Raw genomic sequence first — 12439 nt, forward strand, 5'->3', positions numbered from 1 at the left:
GGATGATTAAGAGAAAAGGTAATATAGCACTAATACACTAAAAAGAAATTAACATAGGGGAATATACCCTGAGCTCAATCATATTGTTTAAACCACAAAGTTATGCTCCGGCCTCTTTTGCTATTTTGAGGCCGGTTACCCACTAAGGGGGCGTAGAAAATGGGGTTTATGGACTCCCTGAAGAGTGCCGCTTCCAGCTTTGTTAAATCCGTACGCCACAAGACCTTCAAGATACCGGCCGAGGAACTGGCCGAAAAGTGGGAGAAGCTCAGGCCTTACGGAGTTGAGATAGAGGCGGACACAAAATACGGAGGAAAGTACAGCACCTCAGCCTGGTTCACCATAGAGGACGTCACCGTCAAAGAGGTTGAGGTTGGGATCTTCCGGAAATCGCGGAAAAAGAAGATCATTGTAAAGTGCTACCGCGAAATAGAGCCCTACGATGAGTATGACGAGGAAGAAGAGGAGATAGACTGGTTCGATTTCTCAAGAGAGGAGGAAGAAACGATAGAAAGAAAAGAGGTGACGTTCTGGGAGGGGGACAAGGTCAAGATACGCATGACCGAGGCGGACTACGAGAAGATGCTGGCCGAAGTGGGGGAGATTCTAAAGTAAAAAGTTCAGGTCAGCAAGCAGGTTGGCCATCTTGGAGATAATGTGCTTTCTTTTCTTTCCACTCACCGTTGGGGGTGGGCAGATTGAGGAAAGCCCTAATAGCGTTGTTGATAGTAGGGGTGGTACTGGTAGCGGGTTGCATGGGCGGAACGAGCGAGAAGTCCACCGGGGGAGGGCAAACTGGAACTTCCCCGCAAACAACGGCCGGAGGAAATCAAGGTACATCGGGAGGAACTGGAGGAACATCAACAGAGGAGAAAATCAGCAACCTCGAAGAAATCGGCCAGAGAGGACACGTTGAGCTATTCAACGAGAACGGCCTCAAAGGAATAACGGTCCACGTTGACGGCTCTTCATGGGTGAGCAACGGCAACGCCTACAACACACTCTTTGACTACGCCCCGATGTTCTACTCGGGGGGAAACCTCTACATCTATCAGTACTCAGACGAGAGCTTTTCACAGGTGTACACGGACGGCACCTTAGAGGTCTATCCCTTCATCGTGCTCAAGATGCCAGTTAAAGGAGTGGAGTTCACCTTCGCCGGCCCGCAGGACTCGATACTAACCGTTGGGGCCGACGGAAAGCTCTACCTCATCGTGTACGACCTGGACGAGAGGAAAAGCTGGCCGAGCGAAGATGACAGGAAGGTCGTCTACTTCTACAAGACCAAACGGGTCGAGAGCTGGGATTTGAACGTTAAACACGTGGCGGCGGGTTCCGAAAAGGACGATGAGTACGTCTATTACGTCGCATGGAACGGCAACGAGGTTTACGTAATTGGCTGGGACTACGAGAATCTCCTCGACTTCACGAAGGGGGAAGGCCAGAAAGCCGAAGCCAAAAGGTTCTCATTTGACAACGTAAGGGACGTGCTGGTTGGAAAGCAGGGCATCTACGTCCTGAGTGGCGGAAAGCTCTACGTCATAAATACCGTTGATGGCCCGGAGGGGGTTAAGGTCTCAGCGGAAGTTGACGTCGGTGAAAACGCCCAGCTATCCCTTGATGAAGGAAGTGACTACGACCTTGTTTCGGTCTACGACGGGAAGACCCTCAAGCTGATGGTCTTCGAGGACGGAAAACTCGACGATGATTATCAGGCTGAGATTAAGCTCGAAGGGTACGAGAGCGTTTACGTCTACCTCCCGAGCAGTGGGGTTGAATTCGTGGCGCTGAAAGGAAACAGGGCTTACTTCTACACCTTCGACTTCACTTATCACGAAACGACCCTGGTCGGGTATCTCGACCTCCCAGTCAAGCCGGTGTGGGCCTCCGGCCACATTGACGGCTGGGACGTGGGGGTCATAGCCTTCTGGGGCGATGATGGGAAGTACTACAGGCTGTTCGAGGTTCTAAAGACCGAGCAAACGGGTGAATCTCAGAGTGGTGAATCCGAAGGCACGGCCGAAGAGTCAGGGGGCTCGGGAACTTCATCAGGAACCTCAGGAGAATCGGGAGGGAGTACTTCAACAGGAACTTCGGAAAGCGGGCAGGGAACAGAGGCTTCTTTTGAAGACCAGCTCAAAAACTTCCTTGAAAACGCCTACACGGTGGAAGGGCTCGTTTACGCCAAAGAGGGCTACAGCTACCGCGGGATAAAGATAACACCAAGGACAGGCAGGCTCTACTACTTCCCGTACGGCTATGAAAACACCTTATTCCTCCTTGACGGTGATAAGGTCATCCGGATAGTCCCCTGGGACCAGGACTTTTTCGACGGGAAAACGGATAACCCCAACATAGACCCGCACGATACCGGGAGTGTGAGGATAACCGTCCTCCCCACAAAGACTAAACTATACTACGCGATACCTAACGGAGACTACGCGGCTATGGTTGACGAGAACGGAAAGCTCCACGTACTGATGGGCCTTGAGTGGCACTCCGGTAATGATGTAGAATGGAACACCTTCAAGAGTGACGTCGTTTACGACTTTGACGCCTCTGGAGTGCTCGTCCAGTACTTCTGGTCGAACTACCTCTTCTATGCATGGAAGGACAACGAGCTCAGAATTTATGTCTATGATTCTGATACGGCCTACAAGATGTGGGATGAAGGGGCCAGCATAACGGTCGAGCCAAGGGTTTACAGCCTGCCAGACAGGATAAGGGAGGTCAACCCATACATAGCGGACGACTTCATTGTCGTTCTAACCGATGAGGGAACTTACCTCGTTCCGAATCCCGTTGGCCACTATGGGGAGGACACGAACATCTACAGAATAGACGACCGCGTGGATTTGATTGGTGCCTACCACTACTGGTACCTGAACGAACTGCTCGCATACTCAAACGGCAAGCTCTACGGCCTTGCGCCGGACTACTCGGACACCGAGAAAACGATGACCGTCGAGAAGGGATCCTACGTTTCCATATCAAACGTCGTCGGCCTCTACGGGGACTACGGTGGTGAAGAATTCATAGCACTGTCGCTCAGTGACGGAAAGCTCCCGGTTTACCAGCACACGTGGAACGACCAGAAGCGGGCCTACGAGTTCGCCCTCAGGAAGACGTTCTACCTCCCGGCACCGCTTGTGAAGTTCACCTTTGACTACAGGCCGGAATGGGACTGGATTAAGGTTCTTGGCCTGGGAGCTGATGGCTCCTTCTACAACTTCGAAATACAAGGAGGTGGTAGCTGATGGATGCCCAGTTAATAGTTCCCGTACAGGAAATAGCAAGGGGAAAGCCCAAGTTCGGAATATGGGCGGTAGTAGGGGACAAGGTCTACTACATCAGGATGAAGGAAGGGACGTGGGGCGACGCCCTCAAAAGGGGCCTGATGTACGGGGGAGCGTACATCTCAACCTACACCGCCGCCAAAGCTAGGGAGGAATACGAAGAGGCAGTCAGGAACTACCTGTCGTCCCTTGAGCTTCCCCCAAACTTCGTGGAGCACATAGACGACTACGCCAGGGAGAGCGCCAGAAGCTTTGTGGCAAGGGTTGAAGAGACCTCAGTAAAGCGAGGAAAGGGCCTTCTGGGCAACGAGGCCAACGGCCAGACTCCCGTCGAGCTTAAAGCCCCCAATGGCTCGATAAAGTTCTACGTCGCCACGGAAACGTTTGAGAAAATAAAGCCCACGCTCCAGGCAATACCTTTCAAGGAGTACAAGGAAGCGAGGCTCTGGGTCTTCTGAGATAGCTTTTTATCCCTTTCGATTTTTCTTTTAATGGTGGTTTCGATGGAGCGCGTCGTTGAGATTCTGAGAGAAATCCTTGAAATTCCTTCCCCGACCGGCTACACTAAGGAGGTTCTCGCACACATTGAGAAAACGCTCGACAAGGCAGGGATAAAGACCCGCTACACCAACAAGGGGGCCCTGCTCGCCTACAACCACCCAGAGCCGGAGCTCGTTATAGCGGGCCACGTTGACACCCTCGGCGCGATGGTCAGAGAAATCCTCCCCAACGGGCATCTAAGCTTCACCCGCATCGGTGGGCTTCTCCTACCGGCCTTTGAGGGCGAATACTGCACGATAATAACCCGCTCAGGGAAGCGCTACCGCGGAACGCTCCTCCTCAAGAACCCAAGTGTCCACGTGAACAAAGACGCGGGAAAGAAAGAAAGGACAGAGGAAAACATGTATATCCGCCTCGATGTCGAGGTCGAGAAGAAGGAGGACACCGAGAAGCTCGGCATAAGGCCGGGCGACTTCATAGCCTTCGACCCGAAGTTCGAGTACGTGAACGGCTTCGTCAAGGCCCACTTTTTAGACGACAAGGCGAGCGTGGCTGTGATGATTGACTTAATGCTCGATTTAGGTGCCGAGACCCTCGAAAAGCTCCCCGTGGCGTTCTTCTTCTCGCCCTATGAGGAAGTCGGTCACGGCGGCTCCGCGGGCTACCCGCCGACAACAAAAGAGCTCCTTGTCGTTGACATGGGCGTCGTCGGAGACGGCGTTGCCGGCAAGGAAACGGCCGTTTCAATAGCGGCCAAGGACTCAAGCGGGCCCTACGACTACGAGATGACGACCAAGCTCATAGAGCTTGCAGAGAAGAACAACATTCCCTACGTGGTTGACGTCTTCCCCTACTACGGCTCAGACGGTTCCGCGGCCTTAAGGGCCGGCTGGGACTTCCGCGTTGCCCTCATCGGGCCCGGCGTCCACGCGAGCCACGGGATGGAGAGGACTCACGTCAAGGGTCTGCTCGCTACGAAGGAGCTTATACGGGCGTATATCCAGGAGAAATGGGCCTGATAGCGCTATACGCCCCCCCGCTCTCTCACCTTTTTCCTCACGTTCGGGTCGCGGTCGGCGATTATTTTTAGGGCCTCCTCAAAGCTCATCCAGTCCGGGACTTCCTCGTTGAGGTAAATCCCCGTCCTTCCAATTGAATCTCTCCTCGTGAGAACATGGACGCGTTCGGTAACTATATCCACGCTCACGCTGAGGATTTTAGCGACCTCGCTCTCCCTCCCAACGACCTCGCGCTCGATGTGGCCCTTCTCGGTGGGAATTATCAGAATCAGCTTCTTGTTGACGCCTGGGACGCGCTCCTTAGTCTTGACACCCCATAAATCAATCGCCCCTCCCCAGCGGTAGAACTCAAGCTCCCTGTCGGTCGGCTCGATTAGGGGGAACGTTACCGTCGTCTCCTCGTCTATCTCAATTACTCCCTTTATCAGGTGCCAGGGGGTTGCCATGACTATCCTCCTTCTCCCCACGAGGCCCTCAAGGGCGAGCTCGATGAGGTAACTCGGAACCCGGATTGGAATGAAAATGTCAATGTCGCTGTCCCGCCTCACGTCCCCCCTCGCTACGCTGCCGTAGAGCAGGGGGTCGAACTGGCTCAGGCGCTCCATTATTTTCAGGGCCTTTTCTCTTTTCTCCCAGAGGTAGCGCCACCTCTTGGGGGTGTAGACAACTTCCCTCTCGTCCCACACACGGACTACTTTTTCCCGCGGCATCAACTAAACTTTATCCGAAACTTTTAAAGGCCTACCGATAGCGTTTTATACAGCCCGGTAAACTTCGAGGTGGTGAAAAAGATGCCGGTGTTAGGGTACAACATAACCAAGGTTGATGTTGAGAGGGATGCTCAGAACATTGCATCCGGACAGGTTGAGGTTAAACTCTCACCAAGGATCAAGGAGCTTCGCCTCGGCGAAGTGAGAACGCCCACTGGAAAAGTAACTGGAATCGAAGTCCTGTTTGCCTATGAGATTTCATACAACCCCCAGATAGCCCGGGCAGTTATTGAAGGCTCAATACTATACCTTCCTCCCCAGAAGGACAAGACTGATGAAATCCTGAACATATGGGAAGAAGAGAAGAAAGTGGACTCCCGTCTCTTTGTGGAAGTTATTAACTTCCTTTCAGTCCAGCTATTGCCCATGCTGACCGTCATCGCCAAGGAGATGCGCCTTCCGTACCACATCCCAGTTCCGAGGGCGGAACTCAGAACTCAGTGATTCCCTCTGCTTCCAGTATTTTTCTTCTTGCTTCTGTAAGCTCCTCTTTCTCAAGGAGTATTCCATCAACGATGTCAAATGCCTTGTGGAGGTTGTTCTTCTTCAGGTGGAACTCCACCAAGTCAACTTTTTCAAGAACTTCCTCCGAGCCCTTTTGAGAGGCGTAAACCTTGGCAACCGCCAGCCTGATGCGGGTTCTGTGTTTGAGCCCACCCTCGAGCTCAAGGGCATTCTTGTAGGCACCCATGGCTTCTTCAAGCTTTCCAACCCCAATTAACGCCTCTGCAGTTTCCATGAGCTTTTCAGACGCCATCTTGTCGTTTCCAGAGGCGCGGTGGGCGCTAATGACCTGGTTGAGCATTCTGACAGTGTTTATTCCTATCAGCTTTGCCCTCCCGCTGTTTCCGGCCAGAAGGTACGCATACTGGGCCTTGACGAGATAGCTCGTGGTTCCGTTGAGGTCTCCCTCAGAGTAGGCCAGCTTGCTCGCCCTCTCGTAGTTCCTCGCGGCGGTGTCCATCATCTCCTTGAAGTGGGCATCGTAGCCAAATATGACCCTCGTATAGCGCGCCAGCTCGTAGAAGGCATCTGCCGCCGCCCCAATGTCGCCCTCACCGAGCTTTGCCTCCGCTATCTGGCCGTAAAGGCTGATGAGCTTTTCAGCTATCTTCCTGGCCCCGTCTTCCAGACCCGCAAGCTTGTAGTACCTGAAGGCCGACTCATAGGCTCTGATTGCAAAGGTTACGTCTTCTGCACTCTCGTAGGACTCCCCGAGGTCTTCGTATATGCCGGCGAACTCGGAGGCATACTTGGTGAGTAGGCGGGTGTCGTTTAGCATTGCAAACACTTCAAGGACGCGGAAGCAGTACTCGTCGAGGACGTCTATGTCCACTTCAGGTTTTGAAATCTCCTCCTCAATGAGGTCTATGTAGAGGTAAGTGCTCTTGAGGAGTGAGGGCTTGGCCTTCTCGATTCCAACGCGCCTGGCAAGGAAGTAGCCGAGATAGCGGTACAGCCTCGCGGCGTTCTCCTTATCGTCTTTCTCTTCATACCCCTTGGCCGCCCTGAGGATTAGCTTGAGGCCCTCCTTCGTTTTTCCCTCATCTATATATTTGAACCCCAACTCCTCAAGCTCTTCAGGTGAAGAGTCAATACCCGGCGAAATCAATATCCTCACCCCAACCCAACTCACTCAGAGTGATTTAACCCAGGCAATATTTAAGGGTTGCCTAAGCCCGGACTATCCGGTAGCCCGCGGCTTTCCTGAGCCTGTTCATGACCGCAAGGCCGAGGCCCCTCTCCTCGACGCCCTCCGCGATTATGACGTCAACTCCGCGCCTGTCGAGCTCCCTGAGGGCCTTGAATAAGTTTTTGGCCACATCTTCAACCGTCCTTCCGAGGTGGTAGAACTCGTCGGCCTCGAACTCTTCTGTCGCCATAACCCCAACGCGGTAGCCCTTCGAGCGGTACTCTCTGACGAGCTCCCTGATTTTTTCTCTGACCATTTCCTTCGGCCCTTCAACAACTATGACCTGGGCGTTTGGAGAGTAGTGCTTGTACTTCATTCCGGGGGCCCTCGCGAGGTCAGCGTTCTTTCCCTTGACGGCGGGGTGAATCTCAACCGGTCCTATGACGGCCTCAATCTCTTCCAGGGGGAGACCTCCGGGCCTGAGGAGCGTTGGCCTCTCCGAGCTGAGGTCTATGACTGTTGATTCGACCCCAACCTTTGTCGGCCCTCCGTCTATTATTGCCTCAATCCTGCCGTAGAAGTCGTCAACAACGTGCTCCGCGAGGGTCGGGCTCGGCTTCCCGCTTATGTTGGCGGAAGGGGCCGCAACGGGAGTGCTCGCCCTTATCAGAGCGAGGGCTATTTCGTGGGCCGGCATCCTCACAGCGACGGTATCAAGACCACCGGTGGTTACGAGCGGGACTTCGTCCTTCTTCGGCAGGACGATGGTCAGGGGGCCTGGCCAGAACCTCTCGGCGAGAAGCTTTGCCTCCTTCGGGACCTCCCTCGCGAGCTTCTTCAGGTCGTTGAAATCAGCTATGTGGACGATGAGGGGGTTGTCAGCTGGCCTTCCCTTGGCCTCAAAAATCCTTTTCACGGCCTCTTCATTCAGCGCGTCTGCTCCCAGGCCGTAGACGGTCTCGGTCGGAAACGCGACGAGCTTTCCTTCGAGGATCAGCCTTGCAGCGACCTTAATCTTTCTCTCGTCAACTCCGTCTCGCATGTTTATCACAATCGTCATGCTCCCACCCAGCGAGATGCCGGAAAAAGTTGTTAAAAACCTATCCCGTGAGGGACTTGTAAAGGCTTTCAACTTCCCGGGCAACCCTTTTCCACGAGTAGAGCCCGGCGACGTGCCTTCCTATCCACCCAGCCTTCCGGTTTCTCTTGGGTTCGAGCATTTTCCTCACAGCATCAACGAGCTCATCAAAGCTCTCGAACGTCAGTCCGTTTTTACCATCCCTTATGAGCTCCGGAATTGCACTCACGCGCCTTCCGATGGCAGGAACTCCAAGGGAAGTTGCCTCCAGGATTACGAGGCCGAAGCCTTCTCTCTTCGAGGGGAGGACGAGCAGTCTGCTCTCGGACAGAATTCTGTTGATGTCCCTCCGATAGCCGAGGAAGCGGACGTTATGGGGTGCGTCCTTTTCGAGCCTAGCCCTTAGGGGGCCGTCCCCAGCCACGAGGAACTCTTCCCCCGGAAAGTGTCTCGCGAGCTCGATGAAGGTCTCCGGGGACTTGTACTCCCGCAGGGCGCCGATAAACGTGATGTAGCGCCTTTTTGCGGGGACTTCTTCCATTTTCTCGACGCCGTTTGGGATTACCCTGACCTCCCCCGCCCCCAGCCTCTCGGCGAGCTTCGCCAGGTAGTGGCTGACGGCCACAACCGCGTCCGCCTTTTCAAGGCTCTTTCTGACGTAGAGCCTCCCGAGCGCCAGCTTCGCGGTGTGTTCAAGGTCGCTCCCGTGGGTTGTTACAACGAACGGGATGTTCAGCCTCTCCCTGGCAAGGGCGCCGGCGAAGCTCGTTGTCCCGACGAAATGGGCGTGTATGATGTCGAAATTAAACTTCCGGTGGAGCCTGACAAGTTTCCTCGCCCCAAGAAAGGCGAAGCTCGTCCCTCGGAATCCATAAACCGGGGGCACTCTGACCTGGTGCACGAACTCCCTCTCAAAGTCCCTCGGCTTCACGGGGCCGTATGTCAGGACGTGGACTTCGTGTCCCCTCTCCCTAAGCTCCCTCACCAGGTTGTCGAGATGCCTCGCAACGCCCCCGCCGTGGGGCGGGTAGTGGCCGACCATTATAACGCGCATGTCCGGGAATTGGAAAGGAAGGTTAAAAAGCGTTTGGAAACGCCTCGCGGAACAGCTTCTCGGCAAACTCCCTCAGGGACAGCCCTCCCTCTTTTGCGAGTTTTTCGAGGAGCTTCTGGGCCCTGCTGCCGTACTGGGCCGCTTTTTTCTCCCTCTTCGCTACCCACTCCGGGATTCCGAGCTTCAGCGCGAGCTTTCTCAGGATAACTTTCCGCTCGTCCCCGGAGATTTTAAGCCCCATTGGAGTCCTGAGCGCGAGGGCAACCACGGGCAGAGCAAGGAACGGGAGCCTTCCCTCGACACCGTTTAGCATTGTTATCTTGTCGTCCCTCGCAAGGTTCCGCTCCGCCATGTTGAGGATGTCGTCCCACATGAGCTCAGGTCTGTCCAGGTACTTCGCGTAGCCGCCGAACAGCTCGTCCGCACCCTGTCCGCTCAGGAGAACCTTCGTCCCCTCCCTACCCGCGAGCTCGGTGGCGAAGTAGATGGGCAGTCCAATGGCCAGGTTCATCGGGTTCGGCTCTTCGATTGCGAAGATTACCCTTTTCACGGCTTCCCTGACGTCGTCGAGGGTAAAAATCCTCTCCCTCAGCTCCCAGCCAAAGTGGTCTGAGACCTTCCTCGCCCACTCAAGGTCGGGGCTGTCCTCAGTCCCGGCGGTGTAAAGTATGACGTCCGAGTGTCTCGAAGCTAAGTAAGCTACGAGGGTGCTGTCGAGACCACCGGAGAACAGAACGCCCGTCTTCTCGGCGCCCCTGAGCCTGACCGCGTGCTCAAGCACGTTTCCAAGGCCCTTAAGAAGGCTCCCCTCGGGGTGGTATCTTCCCCTGAGCTCTTCAAGGGAGAAGACCCTCGCCCGGCTGACCCCGTCGCCAAGAACAACGAGTTCGCCCGGCTCGACTGGAACTGCCTTTTCCCCGATTGCCCAGAGGACTTTCTTCTCGCTGGCAAAGAACCCGTTTGGCGAGAAGTAGAGCGGCCTTACCCCCATCGGGTCGCGGAAGAGGTAAATCCTCTCGCCGTCCGAGAAAGCGACGGCATAGTCTCCTTCAAGCCAGCGCATTGCGTTTCTGACTGCCTGGGGGACGCTCAGCCCCCCATCCCTCAGGAACTCGATGAGCCTGAGGATTACCTCGGTATCAACGTCGCTCTCAAATGAGACCCCCTTCCCCTCAAGGAACGCCCTAATCTGAGAGTGGTTGTAAATTTCGCCGTTGTGGACGAGGGCAAGTTCGTTTACAAAGGGCTGGGTGAACTCCTTGGAGCCGGTCATCGCCAGCCGGCACTGGAGGACGCCTATTCTCCCTCCAGGAATCCCACCTAGCCTTGAGAAGTCGTTAGACTTGAGAACCCCCTCGTCGGTCCAGACACCGAAGCTCTCAGGCCCGCGGTGTTTACCTGCCAGCGCCATCTTGATGAGCCTTCCCCTAATCTCCCCGATTCCTCCCGCAATAAGGCACATGCTCTCACCAAAACCTTTTCTCTGGCGAGGAAAAAAGCCTTAGCCCTTCCCACTTGAGAAAGTTTGCAGAAACCTGGCGGAACTTTGAATGATTGTTCACGTTAAATCTCCGCAGGTGCAGTAATGCTCATACGCTACTGTCTCAAGCTCATCGAAGCCCTCACGGGTCTTCGCCGAGAGATAGAGAACCCTCGTTGGCGGGGCCAGCTCCGGAAGAACCGAGCAAAGCTTGTAGGCGAGCAGGCCCTGGGTGGACGGCTCCAGCTTTAGCCTCGCGGTCAGGTACTCAATGTCGTCGAGGTACTTTCTCAGCTCGTCAACGTTGGCAGTGTCCACCTTGCTCAAAGCGGGGACGGTGGTTATACCGAGCCTGAGGTCAATCATGAGGCCGAAGAACCGCGCGGAGCAGAAGTCCGTCGGCTTCCTCAGTATCTCGGGCGAGAAGAGGTAGACGCCGAGGGCGTCGGGGAATGCCTCCATGAGTCTTACTCCGAACTCGTGGAAGAGGAAGGTCTCCATCTGGCCGGGCGTGTCTATCAGCACGTAGTCGTTCTTCCCGTCGAGCTCCCTTATTTTGTCCGCACAGTTGCTGACCTTTGGAATCAGCAGGTCGTAGCTCTTCACTATCGCCCCGTTCGGGCCGAGCCCCTCTTCCATCAGCTCCCAGGCGGTCACGTCCTCGCGGACATCAACGTCAGGAGCGTAAGGCAGCTTTTTGACGCCCGTGTCCAGATTGACGTAGGCCACGGAGTATCCGTTCTCCTCAAGGTACTTCCCGAACTCGGCCGTCAGCGTTGTCTTTCCGCTCCCCGCGGTGCCTATAAACGCCAGAATCATCCCATCACCCTCGCCTTGAAGCCGGCTATCCTCACGACGGTCTCAGCCAGTTCATAGAAGGCCTTTGCACCGTCCGAGTCAGGGGCGTATTCAACAACGGGGATACCTTCAAGGGTCGCTTCTCTAACTTTGGGGTCTTCCGGGACGACGACGAGGAGCGGGACCTCCATGACCTCCTCTGCAACGTCGGGGGGTATGTCGTTGTCGCTCCTGCCGTAGCGGTTAAGGACGAAGCCCAGAACTGCCAGGCCGGCCTTTTTAAGGACTATCCCCACCTTCATAGTGTCGGTGATGCACGAGATTTCCGGGTTCGTTACGAGGATTACTTCTTCTCCGCTCATCATCGCGTTCATCGCGTCCATCTGGAGGCCGGCGGGGCAGTCAATTATGATGAAGTCGAAGTAAGGTTTGAGGGGCTTTATCACGCCGGGCAACCCCCTAGGGTCTGCCCTCAGGACGTGCTCCCAGTCAACGGCACCGGGAACGAGGTGGACGTTCTCAAACCTCGTGGTGTATATCGCGTCCTTAATCTCGGCCGTGCCGGCCAGGACGTCGTGAATAGTCTTCTCAGCATCGTCTATCCCCATGACAAGGCTCAGGTTTGCCATAGTCAGGTCAGCGTCGATTGCCAGTACCTTGTAACCCATTTTACCCAATGCTATTGAGAGGTTCGCGGCGGTCGTCGTTTTGCCGGTTCCTCCCTTCCCGCTCGCGATGGAGATTAGCCGGCCCATTCTTTCACCCATTTGATGTTGGCCTAAACCTTTATGAACCTTTAGCCTCACCGAA

The 12439-nt window shown here is 55.1% G+C and carries 12 protein-coding genes; 5 read left to right on the top strand and 7 right to left on the bottom strand.

The window, feature by feature from the left end; genetic code table 11:
* Positions 1 to 159: 159 nt before the first annotated feature.
* The 4 genes from ACZ5ER_RS07640 (at position 160) to ACZ5ER_RS07655 (ending at position 4816) form a co-directional block, all read left to right on the top strand.
* Positions 160 to 615, top strand: coding sequence for a hypothetical protein (locus tag ACZ5ER_RS07640; RefSeq protein ID WP_464934153.1), 456 nt, complete (start codon positions 160 to 162; stop codon positions 613 to 615).
* A gap of 83 nt (positions 616 to 698) precedes the next feature.
* Entirely contained in the window at positions 699 to 3257 is a 2559-nt protein-coding gene (locus ACZ5ER_RS07645; RefSeq protein WP_464934154.1) for a hypothetical protein, read from the top strand.
* On the top strand, positions 3257 to 3754 hold the full coding sequence (locus tag ACZ5ER_RS07650) for a hypothetical protein (RefSeq protein WP_050003364.1): 498 nt from the start codon (positions 3257 to 3259) through the stop codon (positions 3752 to 3754). Before ACZ5ER_RS07645 ends, ACZ5ER_RS07650 begins: the two co-directional genes overlap by 1 nt.
* Positions 3755 to 3799: 45 nt before the next feature.
* A complete protein-coding gene (locus ACZ5ER_RS07655) occupies positions 3800 to 4816 on the top strand; it encodes a M42 family metallopeptidase (protein WP_464935156.1) in 1017 nt (338 codons plus the stop codon).
* Positions 4817 to 4821: 5 nt separating this feature from the next.
* Here ACZ5ER_RS07655 and ACZ5ER_RS07660 read toward each other — a convergent pair whose 3' ends face one another.
* Complete coding sequence (locus tag ACZ5ER_RS07660; protein ID WP_464934155.1) at positions 4822 to 5526, bottom strand: nucleotidyltransferase domain-containing protein; 705 nt, start codon at positions 5524 to 5526, stop codon at positions 4822 to 4824.
* 81 nt (positions 5527 to 5607) lie between these two features.
* Between ACZ5ER_RS07660 and ACZ5ER_RS07665 the strand changes: the two genes are divergently transcribed.
* The gene (locus ACZ5ER_RS07665; RefSeq protein ID WP_050003367.1) at positions 5608 to 6030 is read left to right on the top strand and encodes a hypothetical protein; all 423 of its coding nucleotides are present in this window, start codon (positions 5608 to 5610) and stop codon (positions 6028 to 6030) included.
* Here ACZ5ER_RS07665 and ACZ5ER_RS07670 read toward each other — a convergent pair.
* From ACZ5ER_RS07670 to minD, 6 genes are all read right to left on the bottom strand, one after another.
* Positions 6017 to 7222 carry a hypothetical protein gene (locus ACZ5ER_RS07670; protein ID WP_464934156.1) on the bottom strand — a complete coding sequence of 402 codons (1206 nt, stop codon included), beginning with the start codon at positions 7220 to 7222 and terminating at the stop codon, positions 6017 to 6019. The genes ACZ5ER_RS07665 and ACZ5ER_RS07670 overlap by 14 nt on opposite strands.
* A 37-nt stretch (positions 7223 to 7259) precedes the next feature.
* Entirely contained in the window at positions 7260 to 8279 is a 1020-nt protein-coding gene (locus ACZ5ER_RS07675) for an L-threonylcarbamoyladenylate synthase (RefSeq protein ID WP_464934157.1), read from the bottom strand.
* Positions 8280 to 8319: 40 nt separating this feature from the next.
* Positions 8320 to 9351, bottom strand: coding sequence for a glycosyltransferase family 4 protein (locus ACZ5ER_RS07680; RefSeq protein ID WP_050003370.1), 1032 nt, complete (start codon positions 9349 to 9351; stop codon positions 8320 to 8322).
* Between the two features lie 22 nt (positions 9352 to 9373).
* A complete protein-coding gene (locus ACZ5ER_RS07685; RefSeq protein WP_464934158.1) occupies positions 9374 to 10813 on the bottom strand; it encodes an asparagine synthase-related protein in 1440 nt (479 codons plus the stop codon).
* A 96-nt stretch (positions 10814 to 10909) separates the two neighbouring features.
* Positions 10910 to 11650 (bottom strand): ATP/GTP-binding protein, encoded by a 741-nt coding sequence (locus ACZ5ER_RS07690; RefSeq protein WP_464934159.1) that lies wholly within the window; start codon positions 11648 to 11650, stop codon positions 10910 to 10912.
* Complete coding sequence (gene minD, locus ACZ5ER_RS07695) at positions 11647 to 12384, bottom strand: cell division ATPase MinD (RefSeq protein WP_050003373.1); 738 nt, start codon at positions 12382 to 12384, stop codon at positions 11647 to 11649. Before minD ends, ACZ5ER_RS07690 begins: the two co-directional genes overlap by 4 nt.
* Positions 12385 to 12439 lie beyond the last annotated feature (55 nt).

Source organism: Thermococcus marinus (genome assembly GCF_055389025.1).